Source organism: Ensifer sp. KUDG1 (genome assembly GCF_050434285.1).
Classification (GTDB): domain Bacteria; phylum Pseudomonadota; class Alphaproteobacteria; order Rhizobiales; family Rhizobiaceae; genus Ensifer.
Map to the genome: position 1 here is coordinate 394,447 of NZ_JBNDIG010000003.1, position 22,358 is coordinate 416,804.

At 62.1% G+C, this 22,358-nt stretch carries 15 protein-coding genes; 8 read left to right on the plus strand and 7 right to left on the minus strand.

The genetic code is table 11. From position 1 onward, the window contains the following. The 3 genes from M2267_RS12495 to M2267_RS12505 form a co-directional block, all read right to left on the minus strand. The gene (locus tag M2267_RS12495; protein WP_429114797.1) at window positions 1–1,041 is read right to left on the minus strand and encodes a UDP-glucuronic acid decarboxylase family protein; all 1,041 of its coding nucleotides are present in this window, start codon (window positions 1,039–1,041) and stop codon (window positions 1–3) included. 538 nt (window positions 1,042–1,579) lie between these two features. Beyond that, window positions 1,580–2,380: a helix-turn-helix transcriptional regulator gene (locus tag M2267_RS12500; RefSeq protein WP_052201835.1), complete on the minus strand. Its 801-nt coding sequence runs from the start codon at window positions 2,378–2,380 to the stop codon at window positions 1,580–1,582. A gap of 1,098 nt (window positions 2,381–3,478) precedes the next feature. Continuing rightward, complete coding sequence (locus M2267_RS12505) at window positions 3,479–4,408, minus strand: siderophore ABC transporter substrate-binding protein (RefSeq protein ID WP_429114798.1); 930 nt, start codon at window positions 4,406–4,408, stop codon at window positions 3,479–3,481. Between the two features lie 253 nt (window positions 4,409–4,661). Between M2267_RS12505 and M2267_RS12510 the strand changes: the two genes are divergently transcribed. The 3 genes from M2267_RS12510 to M2267_RS12520 are packed head-to-tail and all read left to right on the plus strand — an operon-like array spanning window position 4,662 to window position 7,319. Further along, window positions 4,662–5,606, plus strand: coding sequence for an ABC transporter permease (locus tag M2267_RS12510; protein WP_429114819.1), 945 nt, complete (start codon window positions 4,662–4,664; stop codon window positions 5,604–5,606). Then, the gene (locus M2267_RS12515) at window positions 5,596–6,564 is read left to right on the plus strand and encodes an iron chelate uptake ABC transporter family permease subunit (RefSeq protein ID WP_429114799.1); all 969 of its coding nucleotides are present in this window, start codon (window positions 5,596–5,598) and stop codon (window positions 6,562–6,564) included. The genes M2267_RS12510 and M2267_RS12515 overlap by 11 nt, the downstream gene beginning before the upstream one ends. Further along, window positions 6,561–7,319 (plus strand): ABC transporter ATP-binding protein, encoded by a 759-nt coding sequence (locus M2267_RS12520; RefSeq protein WP_429114800.1) that lies wholly within the window; start codon window positions 6,561–6,563, stop codon window positions 7,317–7,319. The genes M2267_RS12515 and M2267_RS12520 overlap by 4 nt, the downstream gene beginning before the upstream one ends. Window positions 7,320–7,417: 98 nt before the next feature. Here M2267_RS12520 and M2267_RS12525 read toward each other — a convergent pair whose 3' ends face one another. Continuing rightward, a complete protein-coding gene (locus M2267_RS12525; protein WP_429114801.1) occupies window positions 7,418–10,516 on the minus strand; it encodes an efflux RND transporter permease subunit in 3,099 nt (1,032 codons plus the stop codon). Beyond that, entirely contained in the window at window positions 10,513–11,670 is a 1,158-nt protein-coding gene (locus M2267_RS12530) for an efflux RND transporter periplasmic adaptor subunit (RefSeq protein WP_429114802.1), read from the minus strand. Before M2267_RS12530 ends, M2267_RS12525 begins: the two co-directional genes overlap by 4 nt. Window positions 11,671–11,936: 266 nt before the next feature. Here M2267_RS12530 and M2267_RS12535 point away from each other — a divergent pair, with 266 nt between their 5' ends. Beyond that, the gene (locus M2267_RS12535) at window positions 11,937–12,536 is read left to right on the plus strand and encodes a TetR/AcrR family transcriptional regulator (RefSeq protein WP_429114803.1); all 600 of its coding nucleotides are present in this window, start codon (window positions 11,937–11,939) and stop codon (window positions 12,534–12,536) included. A gap of 101 nt (window positions 12,537–12,637) precedes the next feature. Here M2267_RS12535 and M2267_RS12540 read toward each other — a convergent pair whose 3' ends face one another. Then, window positions 12,638–13,681 (minus strand): class I SAM-dependent methyltransferase, encoded by a 1,044-nt coding sequence (locus tag M2267_RS12540; protein WP_043612776.1) that lies wholly within the window; start codon window positions 13,679–13,681, stop codon window positions 12,638–12,640. Between the two features lie 313 nt (window positions 13,682–13,994). Between M2267_RS12540 and M2267_RS12545 the strand changes: the two genes are divergently transcribed. Beyond that, window positions 13,995–15,992 carry a putative bifunctional diguanylate cyclase/phosphodiesterase gene (locus M2267_RS12545; protein WP_429114804.1) on the plus strand — a complete coding sequence of 666 codons (1,998 nt, stop codon included), beginning with the start codon at window positions 13,995–13,997 and terminating at the stop codon, window positions 15,990–15,992. Between the two features lie 300 nt (window positions 15,993–16,292). Next, entirely contained in the window at window positions 16,293–18,056 is a 1,764-nt protein-coding gene (locus M2267_RS12550; protein WP_429114805.1) for a tetratricopeptide repeat protein, read from the plus strand. Here the strand turns inward: M2267_RS12550 and M2267_RS12555 are convergent, their stop codons facing one another. Beyond that, on the minus strand, window positions 18,057–19,205 hold the full coding sequence (locus M2267_RS12555; protein WP_429114806.1) for an AI-2E family transporter: 1,149 nt from the start codon (window positions 19,203–19,205) through the stop codon (window positions 18,057–18,059). 316 nt (window positions 19,206–19,521) lie between these two features. On the opposite strand from M2267_RS12555, the gene M2267_RS12560 reads away from it, so the two are divergent. Together M2267_RS12560 and M2267_RS12565 are read left to right on the plus strand one after the other, a co-directional pair. Beyond that, window positions 19,522–20,901: a DUF3300 domain-containing protein gene (locus M2267_RS12560; RefSeq protein WP_429114807.1), complete on the plus strand. Its 1,380-nt coding sequence runs from the start codon at window positions 19,522–19,524 to the stop codon at window positions 20,899–20,901. Window positions 20,902–20,922: 21 nt separating this feature from the next. Continuing rightward, window positions 20,923–21,963, plus strand: a complete 1,041-nt coding sequence (locus M2267_RS12565; RefSeq protein WP_429114808.1) for a DUF2950 domain-containing protein — start codon at window positions 20,923–20,925, stop codon at window positions 21,961–21,963. The last annotated feature ends 395 nt before the right edge of the window (window positions 21,964–22,358 follow it).

Below are 22,358 nucleotides of genomic sequence, written 5' to 3' on the forward strand. Positions count from 1 at the left end.
TCATACCGCCTCTCCGGCCACTGCGCGGTCGGCCGCACTGAGGCGCTCGTCGAAATGGGCGATAGTGCGCTCGAGGCCTTCGCGCAGCATCACTTTCGGTTCCCATGCGAGCTCGCCACGCGCCTGCGTGATATCGGGCCGCCGCTGGCGGGGATCGTCGGTGGCTGCCGCCAGATGCACGATGCGCGAGCGCGAGCCCGTCATCGAAATCACCATCTGCGCGAGCTCGAGAACCGTGAACTCACCGGGATTGCCGAGATTGATCGGCCCGGTGCACGGGTCGGCCGAGACCGAAAGGCGGAGGAAGCCGTCGATCAGGTCGTCGACATAGCAGAAGGACCGGGTCTGGTAGCCGTCGCCATAGATCGTCAGATCGTTGCCCCGGAGAGCCTGGACGACAAAGTTGGATATTACCCGCCCGTCGTCGGGGCGCATGCGCGGACCATAGGTGTTGAAGATACGCGCGACCTTGATCTTCACGCCGTGGGTCCGGTGGTAATCGAAGAACAGCGTCTCGGCCGACCGTTTGCCTTCGTCATAGCAGGCCCGCGGACCGATCGTGTTGACGTTGCCGAAATAGGTTTCCCGCTGCGGACTGGTCAGCGGATCACCATAGACTTCCGACGTCGAGGACTGGATAACCGTGGCGCCGGTGGCCTTGGCGTTTTCGAGCGCGTGCAGCGCGCCGAGAACGTTCGTCATCAGGGTTCCGACCGGGTCGGCCTGATAGTCCGGAGGGGATGCTGGAGAGGCAAAGTTGAAGATGACATCCGCATCGATCAGGTAAGGCTTTCGAACGTCGTGATCGATGATGTGGAGATGGGGGTCCTGCGCCAGATGAGAGAGATTTTCGCGCCGGCCGGTCGAAAAGTTGTCAAGACAGATGACCGTATGCCCCAGGGAAAGAAGTCTTTCGCAAATATGAGATCCAAGAAAACCGCTTCCACCCGTTACTAGTATTCTCTTCGGTATTCCTGCGATCTTCTTAAGAAACTCCCGCTGTCCGACCACGGACAGCGGTCCCGTGACGACCTTTCGCATGCGCACCTCCAATTATTAAGCTCACCATTTTCGTTGGTGATTTGGAGACGGGATGCGAGCGCAATAGATAATAAAAATATTCTCTTTATTACAATGACACGCACAACCCGACAAAAAATAAACTATTCAATGGCAATCAATATTTTTCAGTTTTTCAATTTCAATATTAGCTAATTATCAAATACGAGGCGTTCAGTCAATATGTATGGAATTTATTTCCAGTAAATAATCCAAAATTACAACAAACTACTATTGACATAATCATATTTGATTACTTTTCGACCAATCCAGGTCAAAAGTAACGAAATATTTACCGGTATGTTCTAGGATAAATTACGGTTTGATCTTCGGGGTTTCACATACCTGTCGCGGAGACATGCGGCAGCCAGACCGCCCGGCCATTCGCCGGGCAGGTTCCAACGCAGCATTTGATTTTGAGAGCAGCCCCAGGAGAGTTCACCTGGGGCCGAAGGGAACCTGGCATGTCTTCGATGACATCCAGACCCTCAAGCGGACAAACGCCCGCCTTGCGTCGCGCCTAGTTCTTCCAACGCGACAGGATGACGTCGCCGTTGCGCTCCGTCGCCGCATCGTTGGTGAAGTAGCGAGACGCAGCTTCCGTACGGTTGCGAACGTTCATCTTCTTGTAGATGTTGCGGACGTGAACCTTGACGGTGTTTTCCGACAGCCCGAGCCGGTCCGCGATGATCTTGTTCTGCGTGCCCTTGCAGATCAGATCGAGGATCTGGACCTCACGCGTCGTCAGACCGTCAGGGCCAGCATCGCGCTTGCGCCGCCCTGTCCCCGAGACAGCCGTCTGGCCCGGGGCTTCCCCGCGCCGGCCGTAGAGGCTGTTTGCCGCGAAAGGCTCGGGAGAAAGCCGCCGCAGCAAAGCCGCCGGGAAATGTTCGCCGCCCTTCATCAGTAAATCGATGGCGGCAAGGCAGACGTCGAGATTGAGGTTCAACGGCAGGACGCCATGGATGAGGCGCTCTTCGACGAAGCCCGCAATCGAAGGATCGAGTTCCTCGGCATTCTCCACCACCAGGCCGATCGATGCCCGCGGGTGGAACTCGTGAATGGTCCGCAAGATAGCCGGAAAGGACTTGGGAGGCATCCGGTACAGCATGATCAGCGTGACATCGACGAGATTGCCGTCGAGCAGATTGTCGGGATCGGAGAAGCTGACGATATCGTGCCCTTGAAACCTAGACCCGACGGCCTGCATCAGGCATTCGGCGAACAGATCGATCTTGGCGAGCATTACGATTTTTTTCTTTTGTGACAAAGCCTTGTTGTTATCTTCAAAATCACCCACTTTGGAGCTTCCAGGATACATTACGCCCTCCTAGGATTTTTCCATTTATTTTTATGGGTGCCCCGGTCTGGCCGTCGGCACGCCCCACTTTCAAAAAATTTATTCGGAACCACTTATGCGTCACGTTTTTTCCTGCGCGATAAAATTCGCGATAGCTAATGTAACGTAAAGATCTCCGCAACGAAACAGCCCAAAAGGATTAGAGAAGCGCCGGAAGGGCACTTAAATCGTTATAAATCGAACCATCTTTGGGTTATATTGTAAACGTTCTGTTTACCAAGGCGCGGAACGCCCTCAAAAACAAGGCTCTAGGATACCTCCGCGGGAGCCGATGTCCTATGCATTTCTGCCAAGGCGCGGCCGGTGAGACGCGATAATAGGATTAGTTAAGCAGGCCTGCACGGCCGATCTTAATCCCCTCTTCCGCTCCGAAATACGCAGGAATACTTAGTCCGGACTAGGACACCCTTCCTTTACTACCGGCGATCGCCCGCATCCCGGCGCAAACGGCCTAGAGTGGCGGGGCACCGCTGGATGGATGCCTCTGAAAAAGCTTGGGATTTCATCGCTTCGCCAAGGGTTTGCCACCGATGGTTAGACGGGAAAGTGTCAGTAATTACAAACCACTAACTAGAATTGGTATCTTCCGCGTCGCGCCGTTTGGAGTCAAATTGGACTTTCGTTCCGGAAGATCAAACGGGTCCGGCCGAGCGCCACCAAGCGCTTGTAGCCAATAAGAAACCCTGCCTTTCGGAGAGTTGCGTCCGCGTTCCATCGAGTAAGCGTAAAGCAAGTCAACATATAGCTCGGGCCCAATCCGGGCGGACATTATATAAAAAAAGTAAAAACTAAAATAAATTTAGCAAAAAAGCGAAAATCTCTAAATCAAGATATTATGTATCCCTCCAAAAGGAGCCAACACCGGATAAATACCGTAAGAGTTAAGGGTATTTGGTGTTGGCTTCCCTTTGTCCCGAAATCCGCCCGGCGACGAAAAGAGTTCCCCTATGGGCTAGTTGTGACAGGCGACCGCGAAAGCGGCGCTTTGAAACACGCCTGCACGCAACGCAGCAATCGGGTGGTAAACAGCGACGCCGCAATGCGGCGTCGTTGTTGCAATCACTTCTTGCTCAGCGCCTGCGTCAGCTGATCGACAATGTCCTGCTGCGACTTCAGGCCCGATGCCGTGAGGTAAAGCTTGGCGGAGTCGAGATAGACGACATGTCCGTCCTTCCAGGCTTTCGTCTGCCGCACGATCTCGTTGTCGAGCAGAGCCGCTGCCGGCTGCGCCTGCTGGCCGATGGCCGCATCGCGATCGACGACGAAGATCCAGTCGGGGTTGGTTTCGAGAATATATTCGTAGGAAACCGCCTGGCCGTGGGTCGCGACCTGCAGTTCGGGATCGGCCGGCTTGATCCCGAAGACGTCATGCAACGCGCCGAAGCGCGATCCCTTGCCATAGGCGCTGATCTTTCCACCGGTCGTCAGCAGGATGAGACCCGTTCCACTTTCGCCAGCAAGCCCACGCAGCGCCTCGATCGAGGAATCGAGCTTGGCGATGCTTGCCTTGATCTCGGCTTCTTTGCCGAAAATCTCGCCGAGGATCTCTGCATTCTTCTTGACGCTACCGATCAGATCCTTGTCGTCCGAGGTCAGGTCGATCGTCGGTGCCAGTTTGGCGACTTCAGCATATTTCGCCTGCGACCGCCCGCCGACGATGACGAGGTTGGGCTCTGCCGCGTTGATGGCTTCGAAGTCGGGCTCAAACAGCGTGCCGATCTTCGCATAGCTATCGGCCTTGTATTTTTCGAGCGACGGCGGGATGGCCGACCCGGGAACGCCAGCGACGGGAATACCGAGCATGTCCAGTGTTTCCAGCATGCCGAAATCATAGACCAGCACCGTCTTCGGGTTTTTCTCCACCTCGCTGACGCCGCTGCTGTGCTCGATCTTCAGTGTTTCGGCGAGCGCCACCGATGCGCCGCCAGCCGTCATCACGGCCGCAACGAGCAGGCTGCGCAGACCATTAGAGAAGGGGGATATATTCATGACTATTTACCTCATGTTTTCTCCTCCTCCCTAGCGCGATTTTGCGGGGAGGGCAATGCGCGCAGTGCGCGTCATTCTCACCTCACAAAACTTGACGAAGCCGATCATATATATGAGTAAGGCGAGCCTTCGATCGAGCACTCCTGGCGGCGACAACCTCAGGAGTTCCGTTGCGGCGGTCGATGGAAAGAATGCAGCCACGGGATACGAGAGCGGTGGTCACCACGAAATGCAGCTGGAGCGTGACGGAACCATGAGGGCGGTCCTGTTTGCCATCCCGGTCGTCCTGCTGCTTGCCGCCGTCAGCGTCTTTACCGGTGTCGGCAGTCTTGCGGCCAGCGACGACGGCCGCGGCTGGCTTCTGGTGGTCGAGAGCCGCCTGCCGCGCACGCTGGCGCTGATGCTCGCAGGCGCCGGCCTCGCCGTATCCGGCACGATCATGCAGATGCTGGCGCGCAACCGCTTCGTCGAGCCGTCGACCGCCGGCACTGCCGAATCCGCCGCACTCGGAATGCTTTTGGCCATGCTGATTGCGCCGAACCTTCCGGTCGCCGGCAAGATGGCGTTTGCCGCCCTGACCGCGCTTGCCGGAACCGCCCTGTTCCTGCAGATCCTGCGGCGCGTTCCGTTGCGCTCGGCACTGATGGTGCCGCTGATCGGTCTGATGCTCGGCGGCGTCGTCAACGCCATCACCACCTTCATCGCCTATCGCTACGACCTGATGCAGTCGATGGGCGCCTGGATGTCCGGCGATTTCTCGGTCGTGCTGCGTGGACGCTACGAGCTGCTGTGGATCGGTTTCGCGCTGACGCTGGTCGCCTACGCCACCGCCGCGCGCTTTACCGTCATCGGCATGGGCGAAGCGATCGCCCGCAATGTCGGGCTCGACTACGACAAGGTGGTCACCCTCGGGCTTGCCATCGTTTCCCTGGTCACGGCAACGGTGGTTGCGACCGTCGGCATGATCCCGTTCCTCGGCCTCGTCGTTCCCAACATCGTCAGCCTGATCCTCGGCGACAATCTCAGGCGCACATTGCCGGTGATCGCCATCGCCGGCGCCGGGCTGGTGCTCGCCTGCGACATCGTCGGACGGATGGTGATTGCGCCCTATGAGGTCCCCGTCGGCACGGTCATGGGCGTGATCGGCAGCCTCGTCTTCCTTCATCTCCTGCTATCGAGGCGGTCCCATGCAGGCTGATGCCAAGCGGATCTCTCCGTCGACCGTCCTTGTTGCGTCCGCCGCGCTCGCGCTGTTGTCGATGATCGCCTTCATGACCATCGGCGCCAAGGGAAGCTGGAGCTTCATCCTCTCCTTCCGCGGCACGAAGCTGCTCGGCATGGTGCTGGTCGCCTACGCGATCGCCGTATCGACGGTGCTGTTCCAGACGATTTCCGGCAACCGCGTCCTGACGCCGTCGATCATCGGTTTCGACGCCATGTACACGCTGCTGCAGACGGTCATGGTGTTCTTCCTCGGTGCCGCCGGCGCGGCAAGCATCAACCCGCAGATGCAGTTCACGCTCGAAACGACCGTGATGGTCGGCCTGTCGCTTCTTCTCTTCCGCGCCCTCTTTTCCGGCGGCAGCCGCAGCCTGCATCTCCTGATGCTGGTCGGCGTCATTCTCGGCGGCCTGTTCCGCAGCCTCTCGTCCTTCCTGCAGCGCGTTCTCGACCCCAACGATTTCATCGTGCTGCAGGACCGGCTGTTTGCGAGTTTCAACAGCATAGATGCCAGCCTGCTCGGCATTGCCGCCGCAGCCACCCTCGGCGTGACCTTCGTCCTATGGCGGCTGTCGCCCACCTTCGATGTGCTCTCGCTGGGGCGCGAGGCGGCGATCGGGCTCGGCGTCGACCATCAGCGTGTCGTGACGCTTCTCCTGATGCTGATCGCCGTTCTGGTGTCGGTCTCCACCGCGCTCGTCGGGCCGGTGACCTTTTTCGGCCTGCTCGTCGCAAGTCTCGCCTGGCAGCTGACGCCCACCGCCAGCCACCGCTTCGTGCTGCCTGTCGCCGTCTTTATCGCGATCACGACGCTCGTCGGCGGCCAGGTCGTCCTGGAGCGGCTGTTTTCCTTCAACACGGCGCTCAGCATCGTCATCGAATTCTTCGGTGGCCTAGTCTTCATCTTCCTGCTCGTCCGAGGCTCCGCGCGATGATCGAGATCCAAGAGGTAACCAAATCCTATGGCGGCACCGCGGTCGTCGATCGAGTGTCGCTGACCCTGCCCACGGGCGGCCTGACCTCGATCATCGGCCCCAACGGCGCCGGCAAGTCGACGCTTTTGTCGATCGTCAGCCGGCTGATGCCGATGGATACGGGCAAGGTGCTGGTCGATGGCCTCGACGTCAGCCGTGCCGCCGGCGACGTGCTTGCCCGACGGCTGTCGATCATGCGCCAGGACAACCACATCACCGCGCGCCTCAGTGTGCGCGACCTCGTCGCCTTCGGACGCTACCCCTATTCCAAGGGACGGGTGACGGCGGCCGATGCGGAATACATCGATCGCTCGATCGCCTATCTCGGGCTCGAACCCTACCAGAACCGCTTTCTCGACGAACTCTCGGGCGGCCAGCGCCAGCGCGCCTTCATCGCCATGGTACTGTGCCAGGACACCGACTACATGCTGTTCGACGAGCCGCTGAACAATCTCGACATCAAGCATGCGGTCGAGACGATGAAGCTGTTGCGGCGCCTCGCCGACGATTTCGCCAAGACGGTGGTGGTCGTGCTGCACGACATCAATTTCGCCTCCGCCTATTCCGACCGCATCGTCGCCATGCAGGGCGGACGCCTCGCCTTCGAGGGCCCGCCGCAAGACATGATCGTGCCCGCGCGGCTGCAGGCGATCTTCGATGTCGACTGCCGCGTCCACGCCGTGGGCGACACGCGCCTCGTCAACTATTTCGACTAGAACTCAGAAACAACGCTGGGCCCGAATGCGCGAAGCGCGCTGCACGGAGACCCATGCAGCGCGCTTCGACAATGCTTATGCCGCGATTAGGCGGTGCGCTACCCGGCCGCGCCGGATGCGCCCTCCTTGCCGATCCGGGCCGCATCCGCCGCATGGTCCTCGTCCGTCACCGAGGAGAAGCGCTTCAGCCAGCGGCCCATCTTGGTGTTGATGTCGTCCATCACGGTGAACATCACCGGCACGAAGACGAGGCTTAGCATCGTCGAGGTGATCAGGCCGCCGATCACCGCAACCGCCATCGGCGCGCGGAAGGCCGCACCGGCGCCGACGCCGATGACTGCCGGAACCATGCCCGCCACCATGGCGATCGTCGTCATGATGATCGGCCGCGCGCGGGTGACGCCCGCCGTCAGCAGCGCCGTGCGCCGGTCGGCACCTTCGTTGCGGCACTCGATCGCATAGTCGACCAGCAGGATCGAGTTCTTGCAGACGATGCCCATCAGCATCAGGATCCCGATCATCGACGAAAGGTCGAGTGCCGCGCCGAACAGGATCAGAGCCAACGCCGCGCCGCCGATCGACAACGGCAGGGCAACCAGGATGGTGACCGGCTGCAGGAAATCCTTGAAGAGCAGGATCAGAACCGCCACGACCATCAGGATGCCGGCAAGCAACGCCAGGGCGAAGTTGCGGAACATCTCCGACATGTATTCCGCATCGCCGTAATTCGCCTGCGACACGCCCGCCGGCAGCTCCTTCATGGCCGGCAAGGCCGAAATCGCCTCGAAGGCCGTGCCGAGCGTCATGCCGTTGAGGTTGGCTTCGACGGAGATCAGCCGCTTGCGATCGAGACGCTCGACGCTGCTTTCCTCGGCGCCGAAGGAGACGTCGGCGACCGAAGTCAACGGCACCAGGGCACCCGCATTCGTGCCCACCCGCAGATTGCGCAACGTGTCGAAATCGCCGCGCGCCGACCGGTCGAGCATCACCCGGATCGGCACCTGGCGGTTGCCGAGGTTGAAGCGCGCGGAGTTGCTCTCGCTGTCGCCCATCGTCGCGATGCGGGCGACGGTGCCGATCGACGTGACCGACACGCCGAGCCTTGCCGCCTCGTCGAAGCGCGGCTTGACCAGAAGCTCGGGCGAAAGCAACGGCTCGGTCGACCGCACGCTGACCAGACCCGGGAGCGCACGCATCTCGTTTTCCAGGCGCCGCACCGACGCCATCAACGTTTCCGGGTCGTCGCCCGTCAGGTAGATGGAGAGGTCCTTCGCGCCCTCGGTCGAGGAGAACGTCGCCTGAATGTCGGGCGTCTCGGCCAGCAAGGGCCGCAACGACAGCTCGAAGGACTTGCGGTCGAGTTCACGCTCCTTGCGCGGCTTGAGCTTGATGCGCAGCGATACCTCGTTGAGACTGTCGGTCGTCGCCAGAACGTTCTCGACTTCCTTGCGCTCCTTGAGCTTGGCCACCAGATCGTCGGAAATGCGCGCCGTTTCCTGGAGCCTCGTACCGGGCGGCAGGGTGATCTTGAGCTGCGAGACGTTGCTGTCGCTCGTCGGCATGAAACCCGTCGGCAGCATGGTCAGAAGCGCGATCGAGCCGACGAAGATCAAAGCGACCATCGAAAGCGCGGTCTTTCGGTGATCGAGGGTCCAGCCGAGCATGCTGCGATAGGCGTCGGCGATGCGCGACGGCTTGGCGGCATGGCCGTGACCGGGCTTCGGCCGCAGCAGATAGGCCGCCATCAGCGGCGTCAGCAGGCGTGCGACCAGCAGCGAGAACAGAACGGCGATCGCGACGGTCAGGCCGAACTGCTTGAAATACTGCCCGACCGCGCCACCGATGAAGCTGACCGGCGCGAAGACGGCGACGATCGTCAGCGTCGTTGCGACGATCGCAAGGCCGATCGCGTCGGCCGCGTCGATCGCGGCGATGAACGGGCGCTTGCCCATGTCGACATGCCGCTCGATATTCTCGATCTCGACGATCGCGTCGTCGACGAGAATGCCGATGACCAGCGTCAGGGCGAGAAGGCTGATGCCGTTGAGGGTGAAGCCGAGCAGGTCCATCACCGCAAAGGTCGGCAGGATCGAGAGCGGCATGGCAAGCGCCGAGATCAGCGTCGCCCGCCAGTTGCGCAGGAACACGAAGACGACGACGATGGTCAAAAGCGCGCCTTCGATCAGCGCCGTGACGGCCGCATCGTAGCTCTCCTGCGTATACTCGACGAGCGAGATCAGTTCGGTCATCTCGACGCCGGGGGTGCGCGCCTGGATCTCCTTCAGCCGCTCGATGACGCGCTCGGCAACGACCGTGTCGCTCGCGCCCTTGCTGCGCGAAACCGAGAAGCTGACGATCGGCTCGCCATCGAAATGGGCAAAGCTGCGCGGCTCGGACGAGGTGTCCTCGATCGTCGCAATGTCGGAGAGCTGCAGCCAGCGGCCGCCTGCAAGCGGGATCGAAAGCTGCCGGAGCTCGTCCACCGAGCCGGCACTGCCGACGGTGCGGATCGACTGCTCGCGCCCGCCGATTTCTCCGCGGCCGCTCGGGATGTTGATGTTGATTTCGCGGAGTGCCGTGTTCACCTGGTCGGCCGTCACGCCAAGCGCCAGCAACCGCTCGGGATTGAGCGAAACCCGCACTTCGCGGCTGACGCCGCCGAGGCGCTGCACCTTCTGCACGCCGGGCAGCGTCAGCAATTCGCTGGTGATCGTGTCGTCGACGAACCAGGACAGCTCCACTTCCGACATGTGCGGCGCCCGCACGGCGTAATAGACGATGGCGCTGCCATCGACGTCGAGACGCGAGACGATCGGCTCCTGAATGGATTGCGGCAGGTCGGCGCGGATCTGCGCCACGGCCTCGCGCACGTCGTTTGCCGCCCGGTCCGGATCGGTGCCGATCTTGAATTCGACCGTGGTCGTGGAGACGCCGTCGGTAATGGTCGAGCGGATGTGACTGACCCCGACGAGGCCGGAGGCGACCCCTTCGACGCGGCGCGTCACCTGCGTTTCCATTTCGCCGGGCTGCGCGCTCGGCTGCGTGATTGTCACCGTCACGATCGGGAAGGATACGCTCGGATTGGCGTTGACCGGCAGCCGCAGAAACGAGGCGATCCCGATCAGCGTCAGCACGACGAAGAGAACGATCGTCGGAACGGGCTTTCGGATCGCCCAGGCAGAAATGTTGCTCGTCATTGCTGGTCGCTCGTCTGCGTCGGCTGGACGTCTTTCGTTGCGACCGCTTCGCCTTCGCGCAGCGACGCCCCGGATTTAAGGACGACCCGTTCGCCGGTCGAAAGGCCCGAGGTGATCTCCACCTTGCCACCCTGGCGCATGCCTGCCTTGACCGGCTTGCGCACAACCTGGCCGCCATCGACGACGAAGACCGAGACGGCGCCGTCCGGCGCACCGAACAGCAGGGCGGAATCGTCGACCATGATCGCCTTGCGTTCGGCCACGACGATCTCCGCCCGGCCGAACGTGCCCGCGAAAGGCGGGCGCTCGGTCGACAGCGTGACCTGCGCGGTGCCGAGCCGGGTCTCGCGGTCGATCTTCGGGTTGATCACCCGCACGTGCCCCTCGATCCAGTCGTTGCGCCCCGAAAGCTTGACCTTCACCGTCTGGCCGACCGCCAGCAACGGCAGCTCGGTTTCCGGCACTTCGGCCGCAAACTCGATTTCGCCGCCGCGAATGAGCTTGAGCAGCGGCTCCGAGCCCGCAAGCGCGCCGGCGCGCGCCAGCCGCTCCGACACGATCCCGTCGGCAGGCGCCACGATCACGGCTCGATCGAGCTTCCGGCGCGCCTCGGCCTCGAGCGCTTCCGCCTGGTCGTAATCGGCTCGCGCCACCTGGACGGCCTGCTCGGCAAGGGCGAGCGCCGAGACGCGCTCTTCGAGAGTGGTGGCGGCCTGAAGGTGGCTCAACTGCCGGGCGCGGGCGAGTTTCCTCTGTTCCTGGGTAACCGTCTCTTCTTCCCGCGCCATCGCGGCGCCGGCGCGCGCGACCCGGCCCTTGGCCTCGCGCAGCAGGTTCTCCAGCATGTCGGTTTCCAGCCGGGCGAGCACCTGGCCTGCAGCGACCCGATCGCCGATCTCGACCTCGACACTGGCAATGCGCTGGTCGGTCAAAGTGGTGCCGACGGCAATCTCCTCGCGGGCGACGAAGATGCCGGCAAAGGAGCGTGTCCATTGCTGCGGGCGGCTATCGGCAACGAGCGTCGTGACCGTGCGGGTGGCAGACGGGGCGGGAACGGAGGCTGCGGCCTCTCCCGAGGCGCGCGCCGGACCAGCAGCCGCCGCAATCACGAGCAACGCTGCGAGAGCGACGTTCAACTCAACTGTACGTCTCATTTCATTGGCTTTCCATTGGCGGGGCCGGCGGCGCGATGCGCCTGCGGTACCGGATCCCGGGTCGGGCAAAGGGCGTCGATAATTTATTAGACCATTCAATCTAACAATAGAATTCATCAAACGCGACAATTGTAAGGCAGATCACATACGATCATTGCGGGAAGATGGCGGAGATCGTGCAAGCGCCCGGCCTTGACACCGATCGGCTGCCCACCGAAATTAGAGCGCCTGATCTAATAATTGAACGGCATGCAAGGAGACCGGCGATGCGCAAGATCGACCCCGAAAAACATGCGGCCAGGCGTCGGCTGATTCTCGATGCGGCAATCGCCTGCTTTTCGCGCAAGGGTTTTCACGGCACGTCGACGGCCGAGATCTGCGCCGAGGCAGGCATGAGCCCGGGAAATCTTTTCCATTATTTTCCGACCAAGCACACCATCATCGCGGCGATCGTGGAAGAAGAACGTCAAGAAACGGCGGAGATTTTCCGAAAGCTGGGTGAAGAGGAGGATCTCTTCGCCGCATTGCTGGGCTTCATGGACAGCGTTCTCGAACTGGCGGGCGATCCTGCCTATTCGAGCCTCGCACTCGAAATCGCCGCCGAGGCGATGCGTGACGAGCGCATCGGGACGCTCGCAACGACGAACGACGCGGAACTCCAGTCGGCGCTCGTGGCGCTCCTGCGCAAGGCCGCCAGCCGAAACCAGATCGACAGGAGCCTCGACGCCGAGGGCGCTGCCCGCTGGATTGCCGCGATCATCGACGGCATCTTCAGCAGGGTCGCGGTCGATCCCGGCTTCAAGCCGAAGGAGGAAAGCGTGTTGTTACGCCGCCTGCTGAGCCGTTTTCTGCGCGCGCAAGACTGAGCGCGTGAAAAATGCGAGACCGCGGCAGCCCTTCGGCACGCCGCGGTCTCTTGTTTCCGGCCGGCTTCGGCTTCAAGCCGAGGCCGTTCGTCGAAGTTATCTCAGGAATGCTTCTGGATGACGCCGTAGACGATGTTGCGGTTGGCACCGAAGAAGACGCGCGCATCGATCGCGGACTTCCCGGCACTCTTGTGGATGATGTTCCACATGTCCGCTTCGGAACGCAGCAGCAAGGCCCAGTTCATGAAGCTCTCCATGTAACCGTCGACACCAATGTCCTGGGCGAAGTTGGCAAACAGGAAGACGCCGTTCGGCTTCAGCATCTGCAGGCAGCGATGCGTCAGCTTGATGGCCACCTTGTCGGCCAGATAGTCGTAGAGACCGGCCGCATAGATGAAGTCGAACGTGCCGAGCTTCTGGTCACGGCCGAGCAGGCTGCGAACGGACCCGTCGACCGCTTCGATCGCCGTGCCGGAGAAATCGCGGCTGATCGATCCGACACTGAGAGGATCCTGATCGAGCGCCACCCAGCGCTTGATCCGGCCTTCCTCGAGAGCCTTCGAACGGTTGGCTTCCCGCAGATGACCGGCGGCAATCGTCAGGATCTCCGCCTCGGAACCCCGGCTCGCCGCGATCTCGTCGACGTGGCGCGTGAGGATATCGCGGCGCTCGCGCACCGCCACCGAGGACGAAGCGTCCTTCGTGTAGTCGTAGAGCGCCCGACCGACCGGAGACGCCCGCTCGATTTCGCCGGCAACGCTCGCATGGCCGTAGATGAAGTCGAGCAACTGCGCGTCACCCGAATAGCCCCTGGGCTTGTCGAACGACCACCGGGTGAACGGATCCTGCAGGAAGTACTCCGAAACCGGGTGATCCTGGGCAATCGGGATTAGCTCCTGCCACACGCTCGGGTGGTATTTGGCACGGGTCTGGTGGAGGGAGGCAGCGAGCCGGTCGATAATTTTCGACGCATCCGTCCCTTGAATGAATTGTTCCTGAGCGACCCTGAGAATCAATGCGAGCTCGGCCTTGGCGGTCGAGAGCTGTTCGTCATGTCGTTCGCCGCGGGGCGAAACGAACTCATCAGCCATTGCCTTGGGAGTAATGAGGCTCTGACCGTCGAAAACAGTCTGAAATTGGCGCACGCGAGACCATCCGTTAAAGCTTTGTTAACAATAGTCGCGAAGATGCGCGCATAACGGCTCGGAATGCAAGTTTTTGTATATAATAAGGTAAATACTCGGAGCTCACCCCTTTGGGTGATACCGATTCGCAGATGCCCTGACCCATTAATTTAACAAAACTTAATGGACACCTCCTATCATGCCTCGCAGCGTTTCCCGCCCTTGTTGCAGATGGGTCGCGGTGAACACGCAGGGAGTGTCCGAAACAACGTCCATTGATGGAAAAGCGACGACAGATTTCCGTTGACCGTGACGCAACTCGATGGATCAGTGCATGAAGCACACGTTGGCCGACGTAGTTGACATCGACCTACACAAGCAGCCGCACAGGCCGCACCTGGCTGAGCTTCAGACCCTCTATCGCATGGAGGGCGAGGCTGGTCGGCGCGCCTCGACCCGGCAGGGGCTGTGGGTTGCCGTCGTCGTCTACCTGCTTTTCTTCATCCCGGACATCCTGCTCGTCCCCGACGTCGCCTTCTACACGATCGTCTCGCGCCTCTTCGTCGGCATCGGCTCGCTGCTGACCTTCGAGATCCTGTTTCGACTGAAGGCCCAGACCAAGTGGCTAGACGCCACCTGCGCCGCAGCCCTCGTCTTCGGCTACATCGGCTGGCTCGTCCCGGCGATGATGACGGCCGATACGAACAGCATGTCCTATTACATGATCTTCGGCGCCATCTTCATGATGGGCGCCAATCTCTTCTTCAGCCTACGGTTCCGCCTCTCGGTGGTCGCCTCCAGCATCGTACTGGTGACATTTTTCATCGCGCTGTCGTTCTTCTCCGAACACGATCCGGCCTACCTGATCGCCTTCGGGACGTTCTATGTCTCCTGCTTCGTCTTCACCTCCTATGTGAACTGGAAGCTCAACCGCGAGCGCTACAAGGTTTTTCTCAACGCCTTCGAGGCGAAGATCCAGCAGAACGAGGCTTCCGAGCGCGGCATGGCGCTTCTGCGGTTGTCCAACACCGATCCGCTGACCGGTCTCGACAACCGCCGCGCCATCGACCAGCAGCTGCGCGACTACTGGAACGACTGGCAGAAGCTCGGCAAGAACTTCACCGCCATGCTGATCGACGTCGATTTCTTCAAGAAATACAACGACTGCTACGGCCACCAGGAGGGCGACCGCTGCCTCATTCTCGTGGCCAACGCGCTCGGCGAAGCGATCAGGGACTATCACGGCTCGATCGGCCGCTACGGCGGCGAGGAGTTCATCGTCCTTGCCCCCCTGGATACGCGCGAGCAGGCGGCCGAGCTTGCCGAGGTCATCTGCCGCACGGTTGAGAACATGGGGCTGATCCACGAGCAGCGCCGCGACGGCGTGTCCATCGTCACCGTCAGCGTCGGCGCCGCCTTCACCCGCAACCATACCGGAGCCAAGCTCGAAAAGATCATCCACGAGGCCGACCGCGCGCTTTACGCCGCCAAGGCGAGCGGGCGAAACTGCTCGAAGCTGTTCGACCCGAACGATCCGCAGAGCAGCGACGAGAGCGAGAACATCGCAGCGCTGCTGAAGATCGCCGTCGACCAGAACCTGGTATCCCTCGTCTACCAGCCGATCACGAACGTGACGACCGGCGAGGTCGATGCGGTCGAGGCCCTGATGCGCCTGACGATGCTGGACGGCACGTCGGTGCCGCCGAGCCTCTTCATCCCGGTCGCAGAACGGACCGGCGCCATTCTCGATCTCGGCCGCTGGGCGATAAAGACCGTCTGCCGCGAGCTTCTGGTCGACAACCACATCCCGCTCGTCAGCGTCAACGTTTCGCCGATCCAGCTGAAGACGCCGGGCTTTGCGACCTCGGTCGCAGCGATCCTCGGCGAGACCGGGGTTGCCGGCAGCCGCCTCGCCTTCGAGATCACTGAAGGGCTCGAGATGGAGATGCATTCGGGCATCCTGCGCTGCATCAGCGACCTGGAGACGCTCGGCATCCGCATCTGGCTGGACGATTTCGGGACCGGTTTCGCCGGCCTCTCCTGGCTGCGCCTGATCGATTTCGACACGGTGAAGGTTGACCGGTCGTTCCTGCACGATTGCGCCACCCCGAAGGGCCGCGCGATGCTGCAGGACATCATCGGGCTCGTGCGCAACCGCGGCCACAAGATCCTGATCGAGGGCGTGGAGACCGACGAGCAACTGGCCCTGATGCGCCGCTTCCGGATCGACCACGTGCAGGGTTTCCACGTCGGACGCCCGGCGCCTGCGGACATGTTCCGCACGCCCACCGACAAACCACGCATCCCACTTCGAAACGGCGTCCGAACCTAGAAGCCTCTTCGGCTTCATTTGCCACGATCGGCGATCAACGTACGGCAAGCCGGCATCGGCGGACCGGGAATGCTGGCTGCCGCCTTTCCGTCCGGCGCCGGTCATGACCTCGGGGCGAGGAGTGGCGTAGCCGCGCCCCATCCCCTCGGCATCGCCAGCGCACGCCCCCCGCAGCCTCGGCAGGGAACGTGAAGCTCGGTGCGCGAATAAATGTTGCGCTCCGACCGAACCGGTGCGTAGGATACGGGAGAATACACTGCCGCCGGATACAATCTCACATTGTGCCCATGGAGGCGCGTGATGGCCATCGGGGACCAGCAGGACGTCGGCGTCGAACCGACCATATCTCCGCCCAGCCGCGCGGAAGTTCTGGCACAGCTTGAGCGCATTCGCCTGAGCGCCGAATTCGACGCTCCGGACCGTGACCGTAAATTCCTGGCCTACGTCATTGGGGAAACGCTCGCCGGGCGTGGCGACCGCATCAAGGCCTATTCCATTGCCACTGAGGTTTTCGGCCGGGATTCCTCCTTCGACCCGCAGACCGATCCCGCCGTTCGTATCGAGGCGGGCCGCATTCGACGGGCGCTCGAACGCTATTACCTCGTCGCCGGACGCAGCGACCCGATCGTGATCCGCATGCCGAAGGGCGCTTATGTCCCGACCTTCGAAAGGCGGGCCGAAAAACAGCCGGCACCCATCATGGAAAGCGAAACACCACCGTCCGAAGCAGTGCCGGTCGGCTGGCATGAGCGCCGCCGCGTCCTGCTTGGCGCTGCGGCGCTTGTGTGTGGGATCGCCGGCCTATCGGCCGGCTTGCTGCTTTCCGGTGACGAAAGCACCGCGACCAATCGGCCCAATATCCCGAAGGTGATCGTCACGCCTTTCGAGGATCTCTCGGGAACCCGGCAATCGGCGATGATGGCGCAGGGACTGACGGACGAAGTCGTCAGCTACCTTGCCAGGTTCAAGGAGATCGTGCCGGTTACCGGCAACGACCGACTGCAGACACCGGACGATCACGCCTATGCGCTCGAGGGACGCGTAAGGCTCGAGGGCGAACGGTTGCGGCTGGTCGTGAAGCTTGTCCAGCGATCCGACGGGGCGATCGTCTGGGCAAATACCTACGACGAACGACTGCAGTCCGGCGACATCATCGATCAGCAGGCAAGGACCGCGGCGGCGGTATCGAGCGCGGTGGCAGAGCCCTACGGCGCCGTCTTTCAGGCAAGCGCGGCCGAACTCAGGCACTCGGTTCCTGAAGGTTGGAAGCCCTATGCCTGCACCCTCACCTATTACGATCATCGCGGCGACGCCGATCCGCAATCCCGCCGCGCCGCCGAAGACTGCCTGCAGCGCGCGACCCGGCAATTCCCGACCTATGCGACCGCTTGGGCGCTTCTGTCGATGAGCTATGTCGATGTCCTGCGCAACCGCGCCGACCCCTCGGCCTCGCCAGGATTGCTGGAACAGGCTGGCGAAGCGGCGTCGCGCGCCGTCGATCTCGCCCCCTTCGACGTTCGTGCCCTCGAAGCGCAGATGCTCGTCCTCTTCGCTCGCGGCGAGGTCGATGCCGCCCTCGCCGTCGGCGCCCGCGCGCTTGCCATCAATCCCAACGACAGCGAGCTTACCGGCGCATACGGCCTCCGGCTCGCGCAGTCGGGACAGTGGGATGCGGGCTGCAAGCTCCTGTCGGACGCGACCGAACGCAATCTCGGCCAGACAGGCGCTTTCGAGGGAGCGCTGGCAAGTTGCGCCTACTTCGCGGGCGATTATGTCACCGCCGAGCGCTGGGCGCGGCTTGCCAATCCGCACGCCAGCCCTGCCGACCGGGTGCTCCTGCTTGCGGTTCTCGGCAAGCTCGGCAAGGCGGACCAGGCACGGGAGGAGCGAAAGTGGTTCGAGGCCAACGCACCGGCTTTCCTCGGTGACCTCAGGCAGACGATTGCCGCTCAATTGCACCGGCCTGAGGATCAGCACCGCCTGTTCGACGGCCTTCGCGCCGCCGGCGTTTCCGTGCCCGAGGCGGAGTATCAGCAGGCAGGGACCGCGAGCGCGATACGCTGATCAGATATTGCCGGGTTCAAGCTCGCCGTCGCGGACGGCGGGATCAGCCGCCTTCTCCGGCGCCGCGTCGGATCGCGCCCAAACCATCAACAGGTCGTGCGCGACACTCAGCACGATCGGCCCTAGAAAAAGACCGATCAGGCCATAGGACAGCGTACCGCCAAGCACCCCAATCAGGATCACCAGCGTCGGCGTCGACAGCCCGCGTGCCACCAGGATCGGCTTCATCACGTTGTCGATGACGAAAAGCGGGATCAACAGGATCGTCAACAACAGCGCCGGACCGAAATCCATTGTGAACCAGGCCCAGATCATAACGGGCAGCAGCACCAGCGCCGGGCCGATCTGGATGATGCAGAGCACGAGCACGACGAAGGCGATTGCGCCGGGCGCCGGCACGTCGAACAGGCTGAGCACCAGCCCGCACAGAAAGGCCTGTAGCAGCGCGACGCCGATGACGCCGCGCGCCACGTTCCGGATCGTCGCGGTTGAAAGCTTGAGGAAACCGATGCCGCGCTGACCGCCGATCCTGCCGGCAAAACGCTGCGCCATTTCCGCCAGCCGCTCCGCCGAACCGAATAGGAAACCTGCGATCAACACCGAGACCACGAAACTCAAGACCTCGGCGCCGACGCTCGCGACCTTGCCGAGAACCTTGGTCCCGGCCTGCATCAGCGCCGGTTCGATCTTGCTCAGCAGTGCTTCGATATTGCCCGATGCCATGCTCCATGCCGCATGAATGCGCTCGCCGACGACGGGCCACGTGCGGATATATTCCGGCGGGACCGGCACGCTCAGCGAACCGTCGGCAAGCCGGGCGAGCAACGCCTGCAGCCCCTCGGCAAAACTGACGGCGATCGCAGTCAGTGGCGCGACGATGACGGCGAGGCATATCATCGTGATCAGGAATGACGCCAGGCGCCGCGAACCGAGTAGGCGCCCAAGTCGGGCATAGGCTGGAAAGAGCGCCACTGCGAGGATTGCCGCCCATATCAGGATGATCGCGAAGGGCGCGATCAGCGTCAGGGACCAATAGGCCAAAAGCCCGACGATGCCGATCCTGGCGATATCCGTGATCTTCGCCTCGATGGAAGGCGACCCGTTCGTTCCGTTGCGGATCACATTCGATCGGGAAGGATCCTCGTCCATGCTAGCCCCATCCCCTCCACGCGAAACCGCCGACGCCCGCAACCTTGTGCTCCCCGGCGCACAGCAAGCGTTCTACCGTCACGTGGATGGCACGCTCACGGCAACCGTGGGGCAGTAACATACAGTAGAATACGCCTGCCGGGCTTCCCGATCCGCCGGCCTCCTCTAGAGATTCCAGTGACTGATGACGACCGTGGTCAGCAATCGCGGCCCGATCAGCTTGAAATTGCAAGACAAGAAGCGTCGACAGGGGGCTGTCCCGCGCGCCAGTACAAGCGCCCGCGCCACCGCCCAATACACGAGGGAGGCTGGATAGATGATCAAAAAGACGATCATCGCGCTCGGCAGCGCAATAGCGGTTTTGATAACAACACCCGTCACGGCGGTTCTTGCGCAGCAGACGGCGGCCGCGCCGACTGCCCAGGAACAACAGGCGGCACCCGAGCCGCTCAGCGATGACGAGCTCGAGGTGCTGGTGGCGCGCATCGCGCTCTACCCGGACGAGTTGGTGGCGCTCATTTCCGCCGCCGCACTCTATCCTTTGCAGATCGTCGAGGCGGAACGCTTCCTTGAGGCCCGTCAGAAGAAGCCCGACATGAAGCCGAAGGAGGACTGGGACGGCAGCGTCATTTCGCTGCTGAACTATCCGCAGATCGTCAAGATGATGAGCGAAGATCTCGAATGGACACAGTCCTTCGGCGACGCCATCGCCAATCAGCAGAAGGACGTGCTGATCGCCATCCAGCAATTGCGTGACGAGGCGGTCGCCAAGAATATCATCAAGTCCGACGACAAGGTGAAAGTGGTCCAGGAGGGCGACAACGTCGTCATCCAGGCGGCCAACCCGGAAACGATCTACGTGCCACAATATCCGCCGGAGATGCTCTACGAGCCGAACTATGCGCCGGCGCCGATCGGCTACTATGACGAGCCCTATCCCGCTTATTGGTATCCCGGAGCGGCCTTCTTCGCCGGCGCGGTAACGGGTGCGGCCTTCGCCGCGATCGTCGACTGGGATGATTGGGGTGTCTGGGGCGGCCGCTGGAACGGCGGCGACATGGACATCGACTGCAACAACTGCTTCAACAACATCAACGGCAAGGTGAAGTGGAACGACGTCGACTGGAAGAACGTCGATCGCAGCAAGATCAACTTCAATCGCGACCAGCTTCAGCATTTCGACCGAAACAGCATCAAGAACAACATCAAGGCGAACGGCAACAACAACCTGCGCAACCGCGCCGCCGAGATCAATCGCGACCGGCCGAACGCGCGGCCCGGCGGCGGCGGCGCCGGCCAGATCAGGGATGTGCGCAAGAGCACGCTCGACGGCCTGAAGGCGCAGCAAAGACCTGCCGCACGCCCAGGCGGCGGCGGTGGCGGTCAGGCGATCGCCAAGGCGCGGCCCGGCGATGGGCGGCAGAACATCAACCGTGCCGGTGGCAACAAGCCCTCGCAGGTCAACCGTCCCTCCGGAAAGAAGAAGATGGCCGCCAAGGCGCAGAACCGGCAAAGGCCGTCGGGTCTTGGCAACGTCAATTCCGGACGGCGCGAGGTGGCCTCGTCACGCCGCGGCGGCCAGAGCTTGGGCGGTGGCCAGCGTGGCGGTGGACGCCCGCAGATGAGCCGCGGCGGCGGCAGGCCGCAAATGCACCGCGGGGGCGGCGGACGGGGCGGCGGCGGCCGCAGGCGTTGACCGGATCACAGGAGAACGACCATGACAAAGCTCTTCAATTCCCTTCTCCTGGGATCAGCGATGGCGCTGGTTCTGGCAGCAACCCCGATCGGCTCCGCCTATTCGCAGGACAAGCCGCCGGCCGACAAAACCGCAGGTGATCAAGCTGCAGGCGATCAGCCTGCAGGGGATCGACCGGCGGCTGATCAGCCGCCGGCGGACCAGATGGTGGGTGGGCTGGATGCCTATGCCGCCGCGGAAGACCCGCCGGCCTTCGACGATCCGGACAAAGCCGTCGCGGAATTCAAGGCGAAACTGGCCGCAAATGACTTCGATGGCCTGGCGAAACTGCTGGGGCTGAATGCCGAGAAGCTGAAAGACAGCGAGGGCGTCAAGGACACCTTTGCCCTCATTCGCGAAGGCGCGGCCCGCAATGTCGTCGTTCGGGATCTGGAGGGCCGCAAGATCCTTCAGATCGGCGACCGGCTTTGGCCGCTGCCGTTCCCGCTTACCAAGGGCGAAGATGGCAAATGGGCCTTCGATACCTATGTCGGCCTGGAAGAAATCGTCAACCGACACGTCGGTGAGAACGAACTGCAGGCGATCGACACCGTCGAAGCCTATGTCGATGCCCAGAAGGAATACGCATCCGAGGATCGCGATTCCGATGGTGTCCTCGAATATGCCCAGAAGCTGATCAGCACGCCCGGCCAGACCGACGGGCTCTATTGGCCTGCCGATCAGGGCGACGGTGAAAGCCCCGTCGGAGACTCGATCAACGAGGCGGCCCTGGAAAAGGCAAAAGCCGGCGAAGGCTATTTCGGCTACCGCTTCCGCATCCTGACTTCGCAGGGCGACAACATCGCCGGCGGCCGCTACGACTATGTGATCAACGGCAACATGATAGGCGGTTTTGCGCTAATCGCCTGGCCGGTCACCTATGCGGAGACGGGGGTGAAGACCTTCGTCGTCAACCAGCAGGGCATCGTCTACGAGCGCGACCTCGGGCCGAGCACGGAAGCGATCGTGCCCTTCATCGACCGCTTCGATCCCGACGACAAGTGGTCCGTCGTCGACGATTGACCGGGATCACCGGCATGAACGACAGCGCCGCCCGATCGGGCGGCGTCAGGCCACGCTCCCGCGAGCTGGCCCGACCCGCCAGGCCTGTTTTTCGCTCAAGCAAGTATCACGGGCATACCGAGCGCGACCCGCTATTTGCGCGGCTCGATCGGGCCTGCCGTCAACGAAGCTCCCTCCCGTTGAGAATTGAAGGGACGCTCTCCCACCGCGTTGGGGTGGCCTCCCCCTCAGGCTTAGCGGGGCGCTCGGTTCTTTGGCCGTTGCCTGCTCTGGCGCCTTTCGGCCATGGCCTGTCTTGTTCGTGAGCGTCCGGTGAACGGATTTTGCTGAACGAGCCAGTTAGGCGATGTTCTGGCATTAGAACCAGCATTAGTGCTGACACTAATATCAGATCT